This is a genomic window from Streptomyces sp. NPDC086835, assembly GCF_044745705.1.
Lineage (GTDB): Bacteria > Actinomycetota > Actinomycetes > Streptomycetales > Streptomycetaceae > Streptomyces.
Genome location: NZ_JBIVAU010000004.1, coordinates 223,378 through 236,823 on the forward strand (window position 1 = coordinate 223,378; position 13,446 = coordinate 236,823).

9 protein-coding genes are annotated in these 13,446 nt (G+C 72.4%); 6 read left to right on the forward strand and 3 right to left on the reverse strand.

Annotated elements, in window-relative coordinates:
* Positions 1–3: 3 nt before the first annotated feature.
* A complete protein-coding gene (locus ACIPJI_RS16195; RefSeq protein ID WP_402246829.1) occupies positions 4–861 on the reverse strand; it encodes a LysR family transcriptional regulator in 858 nt (285 codons plus the stop codon).
* 100 nt (positions 862–961) lie between these two features.
* On the opposite strand from ACIPJI_RS16195, the gene ACIPJI_RS16200 reads away from it, so the two are divergent.
* Positions 962–1,942: an EamA family transporter gene (locus ACIPJI_RS16200; RefSeq protein ID WP_402246831.1), complete on the forward strand. Its 981-nt coding sequence runs from the start codon at positions 962–964 to the stop codon at positions 1,940–1,942.
* A gap of 58 nt (positions 1,943–2,000) precedes the next feature.
* Here ACIPJI_RS16200 and ACIPJI_RS16205 read toward each other — a convergent pair whose 3' ends face one another.
* Together ACIPJI_RS16205 and ACIPJI_RS16210 are read right to left on the reverse strand one after the other, a co-directional pair.
* Entirely contained in the window at positions 2,001–3,833 is a 1,833-nt protein-coding gene (locus ACIPJI_RS16205; protein WP_402246833.1) for a Dyp-type peroxidase, read from the reverse strand.
* A 47-nt stretch (positions 3,834–3,880) separates the two neighbouring features.
* Positions 3,881–5,758, reverse strand: a complete 1,878-nt coding sequence (locus ACIPJI_RS16210; protein ID WP_402246835.1) for a galactose oxidase-like domain-containing protein — start codon at positions 5,756–5,758, stop codon at positions 3,881–3,883.
* Between the two features lie 423 nt (positions 5,759–6,181).
* Here ACIPJI_RS16210 and ACIPJI_RS16215 point away from each other — a divergent pair, with 423 nt between their 5' ends.
* From ACIPJI_RS16215 to ACIPJI_RS16235, 5 genes are read left to right on the forward strand one after another with little or no spacing between them, the layout of a single operon-like run.
* Positions 6,182–7,006: a TIGR03084 family metal-binding protein gene (locus ACIPJI_RS16215; RefSeq protein ID WP_402246837.1), complete on the forward strand. Its 825-nt coding sequence runs from the start codon at positions 6,182–6,184 to the stop codon at positions 7,004–7,006.
* Positions 7,003–8,712 (forward strand): acyclic terpene utilization AtuA family protein, encoded by a 1,710-nt coding sequence (locus ACIPJI_RS16220; RefSeq protein ID WP_402246838.1) that lies wholly within the window; start codon positions 7,003–7,005, stop codon positions 8,710–8,712. The genes ACIPJI_RS16215 and ACIPJI_RS16220 overlap by 4 nt, the downstream gene beginning before the upstream one ends.
* Entirely contained in the window at positions 8,709–10,307 is a 1,599-nt protein-coding gene (locus tag ACIPJI_RS16225) for an acyl-CoA carboxylase subunit beta (protein WP_402246840.1), read from the forward strand. The genes ACIPJI_RS16220 and ACIPJI_RS16225 overlap by 4 nt, the downstream gene beginning before the upstream one ends.
* A 10-nt stretch (positions 10,308–10,317) precedes the next feature.
* The gene (locus ACIPJI_RS16230; RefSeq protein WP_402246843.1) at positions 10,318–12,318 is read left to right on the forward strand and encodes a biotin carboxylase N-terminal domain-containing protein; all 2,001 of its coding nucleotides are present in this window, start codon (positions 10,318–10,320) and stop codon (positions 12,316–12,318) included.
* Positions 12,315–13,445 carry an acyl-CoA dehydrogenase family protein gene (locus tag ACIPJI_RS16235; RefSeq protein WP_356618701.1) on the forward strand — a complete coding sequence of 377 codons (1,131 nt, stop codon included), beginning with the start codon at positions 12,315–12,317 and terminating at the stop codon, positions 13,443–13,445. Before ACIPJI_RS16230 ends, ACIPJI_RS16235 begins: the two co-directional genes overlap by 4 nt.
* The last annotated feature ends 1 nt before the right edge of the window (position 13,446 follow it).

Sequence of the window (13,446 nt, forward strand, 5' to 3'; positions counted from 1 at the left end):
GCGTCAGCGCGGCCGGGCCACCGCTCTGGCCAGCCCGACGAGTTGACGCACGGCGGGGTGGGGCGAGGCGCTGCGCCAGGCGAGGAAGACAGGCACCCGAGGGGCGTCCGACAACGGCAGGTACGTCACACCGCCGTGCGCGTGCATCTGGGCGGTGGACGCGACCGAAGCGCCCACGCCGCGGCCCGCGGCGATCGCGGTGAGCCAGTCGTCGGTGTTGGCGACCGTGATCGTCGCCGTGGGCCGGGTCTCCGGCGGCCACAGGTCCAGGGTGGTCAGGCCGGACACCGTGTTCAGCACGACCGGGCCGGCCGCCAGGTCCGTCAGGGTCAGCGAGGCACGCCCCGCGCGGGGGTCGTCCGACGGCACGGCGGCCACCCGGGGCTCCGTGAACAGCAGCTCCGTGGCCAGACCGGGGGTGTCCACCGGGCCGCGCAGTACGGCGGCGTCGACCTCGCCGCGGGCGAGCCCCGCCGTACGGTCGTCGACCCGCAGCAGTTCGAGGGGGACGTCCGGGTGCTCGCGCTGCCAACGGCGCAGCAGCGGGGTCGTGTACGGCCCGAGGGCCGACCAGGCGTGCCCGAGGCGCAGGGGCCGCTGCGGGAGCCGCCCGGTGTCGAGCGCGTCGTCGAAGGCGGCGACGGCCACGGCCGCCTTGTCACGGAAGGCACGGCCCGCCGCCGTGAGGGCGAGGTGGTGGGTGGAACGGTCCACCAGCCGGACGCCCACATGCTGCTCGAGCGAGGCGAGGGCGCGGGAGACGCTGGGCTGGGTGAGACCGAGCCGGGCCGCCGCCCTGGTCACGCTCGACTCCTCGGCGACGGCCAGGAAGCAGCGGAGATGGCGCAGCTCGATGCTCATACGCGTGGAGCATAACCGCAGCGAGAAACACATTTCACGCGCGACGCACTGATCCGTAGCTTGGGGAGGACAAGGCAGGCGAAGGTTCAGGGAGGCCGGGGTGAAGGACGCGCAGTCGGCGCGGACGGGCACAGGGGCGCAGGCCGGTGCCGCGGCGGTGGTGCTGCCGGAGGCGGCGGGCGCCGCGGCGCAGGGCGCCGGCGGGGCGCCGCCGTCCGGTGCCCGGCGTTCCCTCGGGCCCGTCGCGCTCGTCGTCGCGGGCGGGCTCTCCGTGCAGTTCGGGGCCGCCGTCGCCGTGATGCTGATGCCGCGGGCCGGTGCGCTGGGCGTCGTCACGCTGCGGCTGGTGCTCGCGGCCCTGGTGCTGTTCGTGATCTGCCGGCCGCGGCTGCGCGGACACTCCCGCGCCGACTGGGCCACCGTGATCACCTTCGGTGCCGCCATGGGCGGGATGAACATGCTCTTCTACCAGGCCGTGGACCGGATCCCGCTCGGTGCGGCGGTCACGCTCGAGGTGCTGGGGCCGCTCGCCCTCTCCGTGATCGCCTCGCGGCGGCTGGTGAACCTCCTGTGGGCGGCGCTGGCGCTCGGCGGCGTGGTCCTGCTCGGCGGAGGGGGCTTCGAACGGCTCGACCCCGTCGGCGCGGCGTTCGCCCTGGCGGCGGGCGGCATGTGGGCGGCGTACATCATCTTCAGCGCCCGCACGGGGCGGCGCTTCCCGCAGGCGGACGGGCTGGCGCTGGCGATGGGCTTCGCCGCGCTGTTGAGCCTGCCGTTCGGTCTGCTGGAGGCGGGGTCGCGGCTGTTCGTGCCCTCGACGCTGGGGCTGGGACTGGCGGTGGCGCTGATGTCGTCGGTCCTGCCGTACACCCTGGAACTGCTGGCGCTGCGCAGGCTGCCCGCGGCGACGTTCGCGGTGCTGATGAGCCTGGAGCCGGCGATCGCCGCGGCGGCCGGGTTCCTCGTACTGAGTCAGGCGCTCTCGCCGGCGGAGGGGCTGGCGATCGTGCTGGTCGTCGTGGCGAGCATGGGCGCGGTACGGACGCAGGCGTCGGCCGGGAAACGGGCGCCGGGGGCATGACGTGGCGGAACGGCCCGCCGACGCTGTCGGCGGGCCGTTCCGTGCGCTCGTGGGGGCGTCAGTGCTGGGTCCTGCTGTGCCAGACGGGCCCGCCCTTGCTGTTGTAGATCACCACATTGCCGTCGGCCTGTACGGCGAGGAAGGCGCCGGGGTTGCCGTCGGTCGCGGAGGCCCACCCCGGCCGGTTGTCCGGCGTGTAGATCACGAAGTTGCCGTCCTCCTGGAAGACGGCACGGGCACCGGGGGTGGCCGGGTTGTTGGAGGCCCAGCGGGGGTCGTCGTTCTCGTCGAAGACCACCAGCTTTCCGTCGTCCTGGAGCATCAGCTTCGCCTTGCCCGCGTCGACGACGTCGCCGATGTCGAAGGTGGAGACGGCGGAGATCTCGTGGTTGCCCTCGTCGGTGACCCGGATCTTGATCTTCGGGGCGTCGTCGGAGAGTTTCCCGTCCGCGAGACGGTCGAGCGTCGACAGCGACGGCGTGAACGCGTACACCGCGCCCTCGGTCCGGACGAACTGCTCGAAGCGCACCGGCTGTCCCTTGAAGGTGACATCGGTGGTCACGCCGATCATGGGATCGGCGCCCACCCGCGGGTCGCGGTCCGGGAACTTGGTGTCGGTCACCCAGTCCCTCTGGATGAACTCGAACTGCCGCACAAGATCGGCCTGGTAGCTGACGAAGACCAGGCCGCGAGCCGCGTCGGGGCCGTGGCCGGCCGAACCCGCGGGGTCGAAGGGCAGGCCGAAGGGGATGCCGCGGCGCATGATGCGCCGGCCGTCGAGCCCGCCCTTCTCCGGTACGGGCTTGTCGCCCTTCTTCAGCGCGAGGCCGTCACGGGGGTTCGTCTTGCGCAGGTGGGAGAAGAGCGGGGTGATCTCCCCCTCCAGGTCGTCCGCGAAGCTGATGTCGTTGTCGTTCCCGCAGTCCGGGTCGAACGAGACGTCGGCGTGCGGGCACTTCGCCACGGGCGTGCCCGAACGCCAGCGCCCGACCAGCCGGGCCGCCAGCCATTCCGCGGTGGCCTCCGGCGGCACGGCCTTGGCGTTCTTCAGCTCCTTCAGCCGTGCGCCGATCTGCGCCCACCAGCCCGGAACGTCCTGGCCGAGCCGGCGCACCACATGGAACGAGCCGTTCTTCGCCCACTCCGGCAGGCCGGACGGCTTCCCGCTGACGGTCTCCTCGCCGATGACGAACTCACCGGCGGGGATGATCCGGGTGCCGGGGCTGCCCTTCTTCCACTCGGGCTTGCGGGGGTCGGGCTCGTCGAAGCCCTGGACGGCGGGCTCGCTGACGCCGTCCTTGAAGCCGAAGTGCTCCTTGCCCCTGCGGGCGCCCGTCAGGGTCCCGCCGTCCTGCTCGAAGACGATCACCACCTTGTGGACGGAGGCCTCCTGCCGCTCCTGCGCGATCGCCGCCCGCAGGTCCTCGACCTTGTCGGCAGCGATGGTGAGCACCGCGTGGACGGGCTGGGCGTTGCTGTCGCCGAAGAGCCAGTTCTCCGGGGAGTTGTCGCCCGTGTCCCCGAGCATCCCGGCCCGCATCGCGGAGCCCTGCTTGAAGGCGTGCTCGGTCGTGCCCTCGGCGGTCCGGGGGAAAGGGTCCTTGCCCGTCAGGGTGCGGATGCCGCCGTGGGTGAAGCTGACGCTGCGCCATACGGCGGTGAGCGCCTTGGGGTCGTCCCCCCCGGTGTTGCGGCGGGCCGTACTGAAGGCCGCGTTGAACGCGGCGACCTGCCGGGTCGTGGCGATACGCGGTTTCAGCCGGCGCAGCCAGGTGCGCGCCCGGGTCGCGTCGTCGAACTTCAGGAACAGCAGCTGTACGTGGTCCTTCTTGAAGCCGGCGAGCACATCGCCCTGGATCTCCGTGCTCTCCCGCAGTGCCAGATCCGTCATCCTGCCTCGCATTCCTCTGTGGTTCGCGTCTGGTCCTGGCCGGTGCCTCAGATGCCGGCCGGCGGGCCGAAGGAGACGAACTTGGCAGTGCTGGGAACGCCCTCCTCGTTGAGGAGGAAGAGCATGTAGTAGCCGGGGGGCGCGGCCTGCGCCGAGGGCGGCGCCTGGAGTTCGAGGGCGCCGTCGCTGCGGCTCTTGATCCGCACGTCGAGGTGGCGCTGGCTGAAGTTCACCGAGTGGGTGGCCGTCGTGGGGGCCAGCAGCACGGCCCGCCGGACGTCGTCCGGGTTCGAGCTGAGCACCTGGAACCGGTCGTCGTAGCCGATCGTGCGCCGGGGCACGGCGGACAGGTCGGGGCGGTCGCCGTTGTGCAGATAGGCCGGCTCGTAGATCTCGATGGAGCCGTCCATGTCGTCCTGGATGTCCGGGTCGTTGGCGATCTGCTGCGCCTCGTCCCCGGTGACCATGATCCGGCCGTCGGGAAGGACGACGGCGTTGGAGTGGTAGCCGCGCGGCAGCCGCTGGGCGGGCCCGAGCTTCCAGTTTCCGTCCGTGTCGCGCATCTCGGTCTGCCGGTACTTCAGGTCGGCGTTGGGGTTGTAGGGGCCGTTGCCGTAGTCCCGGATGTCATGGGCGCCGTTGACGGTGAACAGCGCGCCGTCGGGGAGCAGCAGGGTGTCGTCCTGGGTGCGGCCGAAGGCCCGGGGTTCCTTGGTCTTCCACCGGCCGCCGACGAGCTGGTAGGTGTTCGGGTTGTCGCGGTCGCCGCCGAGGACGAGCACGGAGTCGGGGCCCCTGAAGCCGGCCGGCAGGGGTACCGCGGAGCCGTAGTTGCGCATGAAGCCGTCGGGCCGGTCGGCCAGGCTCGTGCGGGTCTCGGTGTCCGGGTCGAAGAGCCACTGCTGGTCGTGGTCCCGGCCGAGCCCGTAGATCTTGCCGTCGCGCAGGGAGAACAGGTGCGGATAGTCGTTCCTGTACGGGGCTTCCGCCTTGAAGACGTCCACCGGCACGTTCTCGGGGACGTCCGACCGGCTGAACGGGACGTCGTGGGACAGCGCGGGGAAGCGTTCCACGATCGGGGTGGGCGTCGCCCAGCCGAGTTCGGACTGCCCGGACATGATGAGGATCCGCCCGTCGGCACCGGTGACGGCGCTCGGGTACCAGCGGCCGACGGACATCTCCTGGTTGAGCGACCACCGCTCGGTCCACGGGTCGAAGACGAGGGAGAGCTTCGCCCCCGAGCCGTGGTTGCCGCCGAGGTTGCCGCCGAAGACGCCGAGCATCCCGTTGGGGAGGTAGGCGTGGCCGGCGCAGAAGAAGGGCGCGGGTCGGGGTTCGTTCTTGCCGTCCGGCATCATGACGGTGGGCGGCGTGACCTTCTTGAACGCGTCCGTGCCGCTGCCCTTCTGCGGGTCCCACAGATACGCCCGGCCCGCGTTCTGCGCGCCGATGACCTGGGTGGGCGCCGTCTCCTTCGTCGGATTGGTCTCGACCCGCTCGAAGGAGAACAACAGGACCTTTCCGGTGGGCAGTTGCGCGACGTGCACGCCGAAGTCCGGGGAGGGGAAGTACTCCTTGAAGGCCCCGTACTCCCGTGCGGCGAACTTGGCGTTCTGCGTGGCCTGGGACTTGGTGAGCGACTCCAGGCGGGCCGTGCGCGTCGGCTGCGGATAGTCACCCGCGTCCTGCGCGCGCAGCCTCGCCTGCGCGTGCCGCTCCGCGTGCTCCTGGCCGAGCACGGCGGCTTCCGCCTTGTCCACGGTGACCTTCTCGCCACGGCCGGGCGCGGCGTCGCGGGTCAGGGAGCGGGGTTCCGGTGCGCCGCCGTGGGCTGCCGCCGGGAGTGCGGCGACCAGGGGGGCGCTGGTCAGGGCGGAGATGACGGCGCAGGCGGAGATCAGCCTGGACAGTCGTGGTCGTGACATGGGACTCCTCATGGCGTGCCGGCCGTGCGCGCATGCGGGACGGCCCCGCGGTCACCGGGGCGGCATATGCAGACGGAATAGGCCGGCCATAACTGACTGTGACATGTGTACACAGAGAGTGAATGAACTGCAACGGAGTGGATCAACGTGTCGACCGGCGGGCGCGACCGGCCGGCCGGAACGGGGAAAGGGGGGTCGGCTCACCACGTTGAGGGGGCGCCGGTGTCGCCCGCAATGGCCTACCGGCCGAACCACCCTTGCGGTTCAAAGAGAATCAATTCTGCGATGCCATGCGGTTTGACCTGCGACTCAAGCGCATCGCGGGCCGGACGTCGGAATCAATCAAAGCAAGCATGCTTGCTTGTTTCCGGGTGCGCTGCCATGCTCCGGGGCACAGACCGTCGTCCCACAGGGGAGCGTTCCGTGTCCGACCCGGCCGTCGTACTCGACGACTTGCGCAGCGAAAGCGAAGACCTCGATCAGCTGGTGAGAGAGCTGGATCCCGGGCGGTGGGCGACCGCGACCCCCGCCCCCGGCTGGAGCGTCGCCCACCAGATCGCCCACCTCGCCTGGACCGACGCGGCCGCCCTGACGGCCGTCACGGACCCCGACGGCTTCGCCGCGGAAGTGGAGAAGGCGCTCGCCGCGCCCCACTCGTTCGTGGACGACGGCGCACAGGCGGGCGCCGCCCTCCCGCCCGGTGAACTGCTCGCCCGCTGGCGGACCGGCCGCGAACAGCTCCGGGAGGCCCTCCGCTCGGCCCCCGCCGGCACCCGCTTCCCCTGGTACGGGCCGCCGATGAGCGCCGCGTCGATGGCGACCGCACGGCTCATGGAGACCTGGGCGCACGGCCAGGACATCGCCGACGCGCTCGGCGTCGTGCGGCGGCCGACCGCGCGTCTCGCACAGGTGGCCCGGCTCGGCGTCCGCACACGGGACTTCGCGTTCGGCGTGCACGGGCTGACCCCGCCCGCCGAACCGTTCCGCGTCGAACTGACCGGCCCCTGCGGAGAATCGTGGACCTACGGACCCGAGGACGCCGCACAGCGCGTGACCGGCCCGGCGATCGACTTCTGCCTGCTGGTCACCCAGCGCGCACACCGCGACGACCTGGCCCTGCGGGCCGAAGGCGCCGACGCCGACCGCTGGCTGGACATCGCCCAGGCCTTCGCCGGCCCGCCGGGTGCCGGGCGGGCACCCGGCGCGGGCACGCCGACCGGTGACGTGCCGGAAGGCGGAAAGCCGTGACCGGCCCCGAGGCCGCGCACAGCGCCCGGGTGCTCCGCGTCGGCAACGCGTCCGGCTTCTACGGCGACCGCTTCGACGCCGTGCGCGAGATGCTCACCGGCGGGCCGCTGGACGTGCTCACCGGGGACTACCTCGCCGAGCTCACCCTGCTCATCCTCGGCCGCGACCGCCTGAAGGACCCCGGACTCGGCTACGCCAGGACCTTCCTGCGGCAGCTCGAGGAGACCCTCGGCCTCGCCCACGACAAGGGCGTCCGCATCGTCGCCAACGCCGGGGGACTCAACCCCGCCGGCCTCGCCGACGCCGTCCGCGCCCTGGCCGCCCGCCTCGGCGTCCCCGTGAACGTCGCGCACGTCGAGGGCGACGACCTCACCGCCCGCTTCCCCGGGGCGCTCACCGCCAACGCCTACCTCGGCGGCGGAGGGATCGCCGCCTGTCTGCGCGCGGGGGCCGACATCGTCGTCACCGGACGCGTCACCGACGCGGCCCTCGTCACCGGCCCCGCCGCCGCCCACTTCGGATGGGGCCCCGACGACCTGGACGCCCTCGCCGGCGCCGTCGTCGCCGGGCACGTCCTGGAATGCGGCACCCAGGCCACCGGCGGCAACTACGCGTTCTTCGCCCAAGGCGGCCACGACGTCCGCCGGCCCGGCTTCCCCGTCGCCGAGATCCACCCCGACGGCACCTGTGTCATCACCAAACACGACGGCACCGGCGGCTTCGTGGACATCGGCACCGTCACCGCCCAACTGCTGTACGAGACCGGCGGCGCCCGGTACGCCGGCCCGGACGTGACCGCCCGGCTCGACACCGTCCGCCTCGAGCAGGCCGGCCCCGACCGGGTGCGGATCTCCGGAGTGCGCGGCGAGGCACCGCCGCCCACGCTCAAGGTCGGACTGAACCGCCTCGGCGGCTGGCGCAACGAGGTCACGTTCGTGCTGACCGGACTCGACATCGACGCCAAGGCCCGGCTCGTACAGGAACAGATGGAGGACGCGCTCCGCAAGCAGCCGCCCGCCGAGGTGCGCTGGGAACTCGCCCGCACACAGAGCACCGACCCCGACACCGAGGAGCGCGCCGCCGCGTATCTGCGGCTCACGGTCCGCGACCTGGACGCGGAACGCGTCGGCCGCGCCGTGAGCAGCGCCGCGATCGAGCTCGCGCTCGGCAGCTACCCCGGCTTCCATGTGACCGCACCACCCGGCAAGGGCGCCCCGTACGGCGTGTTCGAGGCCGCGTACACCGAAGCGGACGGCGTCCCGCACACCGCCGTCCTGCACGACGGTGAACGCGTCGCCGTCCCCCACCCGCAGATCACCCGGGAGCTCACCGACGCCGGGCCCGGCGCGCTGCCCGAGCCGCTGCGGCACGGTCCGACCCGCCGCGCCCCGCTCGGACTCGTGGCCGGGGCGCGCAGCGGCGACAAGGGCGGCGACGCCAACATCGGCGTATGGGCCCGCACCGACGACGCCTGGCGCTGGCTCGCCCACGAACTCACCGTCGACCGGCTGCGCGCGCTGCTCCCCGAGACCGCCGAACTGCCCGTCGTACGGCACGTACTGCCCAACCTGCGCGCCCTCAACTTCACCGTCGCCGGGATCCTCGGCGAAGGGGTCGCCGCGCAGGCCCGCTTCGATCCACAGGGCAAGGCGCTGGGCGAGTGGCTGCGCGCCCGGCACGTCGACATCCCGGAGGCTCTGCTGTGACCGTTCTCGCCTCGGCCGTCGATGTGACCGGCCCCGAACACACCGCCCACCGTGCCGTGATGCTCGGCCGGCTCGCCGAACTGGACGCCGAGCACGCGAAGGCGCTCGCCGGCGGCGGGGAGAAGTACGTGGCCCGGCACCGCGGCCGCGGCAAACTGCTCGCCCGCGAACGCATCGAGCTGCTGCTGGACCCGGACACCCCCTTCCTCGAACTGTCCCCGCTCGCCGCTTGGGGCAGCGACTACCCGGTGGGCGCCTCGATCGTGACCGGCATCGGGACGGTGGAGGGCGTCGAGTGCCTGATCACCGCCAACGACCCGACCGTACGCGGCGGTGCCTCCAACCCCTGGACCCTCAAGAAGGCGCTGCGCGCCAACGAGATCGCCTACGCCAACCGGCTTCCGGTGATCTCGCTCGTCGAGTCCGGCGGCGCGGACCTGCCGTCCCAGAAGGAGATCTTCATCCCCGGCGGGGCCCTGTTCCGCGACCTGACACGCCTGTCGGCGGCCGGCATCCCCACGATCGCCGTCGTGTTCGGCAACTCCACCGCCGGCGGCGCCTATGTGCCCGGCATGTCCGACCACACCATCATGATCAAGGACCGGTCGAAGGTCTTCCTGGGCGGCCCGCCACTGGTGAAGATGGCGACGGGCGAGGAGAGCGACGACGAGTCGCTCGGCGGCGCCGAGATGCACGCCCGCACCTCCGGACTCGCCGACCACTTCGCCCTCGACGAGCCGGACGCGCTGCGCCAGGCCCGCCGGATCGTCGCCCGCCTCAACCACCGCAAGGCACACCCGGACCCCGGCGCGGCCGAGCCGCCCAAGTACGCGGCGGAGGAACTGCTCGGGATCGTGCCGGAGGACCTGAAGACCCCGTTCGACCCGCGCGAGGTCGTCGCCCGGATCGTCGACGGCTCCGACTTCGACGAGTTCAAACCGCTGTACGGGCCGAGCCTGGTCACCGGCTGGGCGCGGCTGCACGGCTACCCGGTGGGCGTGCTGGCCAACGCCCAGGGCGTGCTGTTCTCCGCCGAGTCCCAGAAGGCCGCGCAGTTCATCCAGCTCGCCAACCAGCGCGACGTACCGCTCGTGTTCCTGCACAACACCACCGGCTACATGGTCGGCAAGGAGTACGAGCAGGGCGGCATCATCAAGCACGGCGCCATGATGATCAACGCGGTGTCCAACAGCCGTGTCCCGCACCTGTCGGTGCTCATCGGCGCGTCCTACGGCGCCGGGCACTACGGCATGTGCGGCCGGGCCTACGACCCGAGGTTCCTGTTCGCCTGGCCCAGCGCCAAATCCGCGGTCATGGGCCCCCAGCAGCTCGCCGGCGTGCTGTCCATCGTCGCCCGGGCGTCCGCCGCGGCGAAGGGACAGCCCTACGACGACGAGGCGGACGCCGGCCTGCGCGCCATGGTCGAGCAGCAGATCGAGGCGGAGTCGCTGCCGATGTTCCTGTCCGGGCGGCTCTACGACGACGGCGTCATCGACCCGCGCGACACCCGGACGGTGCTCGGTCTGTGCCTGTCCGCCATCCACACGGCACCGGTCGAAGGCGCGCGCGGCGGCTTCGGCGTCTTCCGGATGTGAGGACCCTCCTGTGATTTCCACTGTCCTTGTCGCCAATCGCGGCGAGATCGCGTGCCGTGTCTTTCGCACCTGCCGCCGGCTGGGCATCGCGACGGTCGCCGTCCACTCCGACGCCGACGCCACCGCCCTCCATGTGCGGGAGGCGGACGCGGCGGTGCGGCTGCCCGGCGACACACCCGCCCAAACCTATCTGCGCAGCGAGGCCATCGTCAAAGCGGCGCTGGCGGCGGGCGCCGACGCCGTCCACCCCGGATACGGATTCCTCTCGGAGAACGCGGACTTCGCGCGGGCCGTGGCGGACGCCGGTCTGATCTGGATCGGCCCGCCCGCCGACGCCATCGAGGCGATGGCGTCCAAGACCCGCGCCAAGCAGCTCATGGGCCTCACCTCCCTGGACCCCGCCTCGGTCACCGAGCGCGACCTTCCCGTCCTGGTGAAGGCGGCGGCGGGCGGCGGCGGCCGGGGGATGCGCGTGGTCCGCTCGCTCGCCGCGCTCCCGGCGGAGCTGGCGGCGGCCCGCTCCGAGGCGGCATCGGCCTTCGGCGACGGCGAGGTCTTCGTCGAGCCGTACATCGAGGCGGGCCGCCACGTCGAGGTCCAGATCCTCGCGGACGCCCACGGCACGGTGTGGGCGCTCGGCACGCGGGACTGCTCGCTGCAACGCCGCCACCAGAAGGTCATCGAGGAATCCCCGGCACCGGGCCTCGGCCCCGAACAGGTCGAGACACTGCACGCACAGGCAGTGGCCGCCGCACGCGCCGTGGACTACCGGGGCGCCGGGACGGTCGAGTTCCTCCTCGCCGAGGACGGCCGTGCGCACTTCCTGGAGATGAACACCCGGCTCCAGGTGGAACACCCGGTGACGGAAGCGGTCTTCGGCGTGGACCTGGTGGCCCTGCAGATCGCGGTCGCGCAGGGCGCGGCCCTGCCGCCGTACCCGCCCACCGCCGACGGGCACGCCGTGGAGGCACGCCTCTATGCGGAGGACCCGTCCTGCGACTGGACCCCGCAGGCGGGGCGGCTGCACGAGCTGAGCTTCCCCACGGACGCGGCTGCGGGCGGCCCGGACCCCGCCGGCGGCACGCCCCGGGTGCGGGTCGACGCCGGATACGCGGACGGGGACGACATCGGGGTCCACTACGACCCGATGATCGCCAAGGTCATCGCCTGGGCGCCCACCCGCGCCGAAGCGGTACGCCGGCTCGCGCACAGCCTCCGCCGGGCACGGGTGCACGGCCCCGTCACCAACCGGGAGCTGCTCGTCGCGTCGCTGGAGCACCCCGACTTCACCGGCGGGCTGCTCGACACCGGGTTCTACGAGCGGAACCTGGCCGAACTCACCCGGCCGGCCCCCGGCGAGGAGCACGCCGCCGTCGCCGCGGCCCTCGCCCACGCGGCCGGGCGAGCGGGCCGGTTCGGCGGCGCCTGGCGCAACCTGCCCTCCACGGACCAGGTCAAGGGCTACGGCGACCACGAGGTCCGCTACCGGCCCACCAGGGACGGCGGCTTCGAGATCACGGACCGCCCCGGCACCCGGGTCGTGCGGGCCGAGCCGCACCGCGTCACCCTCGAGATCGACGGCGTCGTACGGAACTACGACGTCACCGACCGCGGCGACACGGTGTACGTCGACTCGCCCGCCGGGGCGTACGCCCTCACCCCCCGGCCCCGCTTCACCGACCCCCAGGACCGGGCCGAACCCGGATCGCTGCTCGCGCCCATGCCCGGGACCGTCGTACGGGTCGGGGACGGCGTGGTCGAAGGCGCAGAGGTCACCCAGGGCCAGCCGCTGGTCTGGCTGGAGGCCATGAAGATGGAGCACAGGATCGTCTCGCCCGCCTCCGGCACGCTCACCGCTCTCCACGCCGTCCCCGGCCGCCAGGTCGAGGTCGGCGCCCTGCTCGCCGTCGTCACGGAGACCGCCACGGAATCCGTCGCCCGGCCGATCGCCCAAGCCGCCCCGGAAACCGTCCACGAAGCCGCCAACGCCCAGGAGGACACCGCGTCATGAACGCCATCGAGACCCAGGAGCACAAGGACCTGCGGGAAGCCGTCGGCGCGCTCGGACGCCGGCACGGCCCCGGTTTCGACCGTGCCACCCTGTGGGCCGAGGCCGGCAAGCTCGGCTACCTCGGCGTGAACCTCCCCGAGGAGTACGGCGGCGGAGGCGGCGGCATCAGCGAGCTGTCCATCGTCCTCGAGGAGTCCGGCGCGGCCGGCTGCCCCCTCCTCATGATGATCGTGTCGCCCGCGATCTGCGCCACCGTCATCGCCCGCTTCGGCACCGACGAGCAGAAGCGGCAGTGGCTGCCCGGCCTCGCCGACGGCAGCCTCACCATGGCCTTCGGCATCACCGAGCCCGACGCGGGATCGAACTCCCACCGGATCACCACCACCGCCCGCCGGGACGGCGACGGCTGGACACTGACCGGCCGCAAGGTCTTCGTCTCCGGCGTCGACATCGCCGACGCGACCCTGATCGTCGGCCGCACGGAGGACGCGAGGACGGGCAGCCTCAAGCCGTGCCTGTTCATCGTCCCCCGCGACGCGGAGGGCTTCGGCCGGTCGGTGATCGACATGGAACTCCAGGCGCAGGAGAAGCAGTTCGAGCTGGTGCTCGACGACGTACGACTGCCCGCCGACGCGCTCGTCGGCGAAGAGGACGCCGGTCTGCTCCAGCTGTTCGCCGGACTCAACCCCGAACGCATCATGACCGCCGCCTTCGCCATCGGCATGGGCCGCTACGCCCTCACACAGGCCGTCGAGTACGCGAAGACCCGCCAGGTCTGGAAGGCACCCATCGGCGCCCACCAGGCCATCGCCCACCCCCTCGCGCAGGCCCACATCGAACTCGAGCTCGCGAAGCTGATGATGCAGAAGGCCGCCGCCCTGTACGACGCCGGCGACGACATCGGCGCCGGCGAGGCCGCGAACATGGCCAAGTACGCCGCCGGTGAGGCATGCGTGAAGGCGGTCGACCAGGCGGTCCACACCCTCGGCGGCAACGGACTCACCCGCGAGTACGGCCTCGCGAAGCTCATCGCGGCCGCCCGCGTCGCCCGGATCGCCCCGGTCAGCCGCGAAATGATCCTGAACTACGTGTCCCACCAGTCCCTGGGTCTCCCCAAGTCGTACTGAG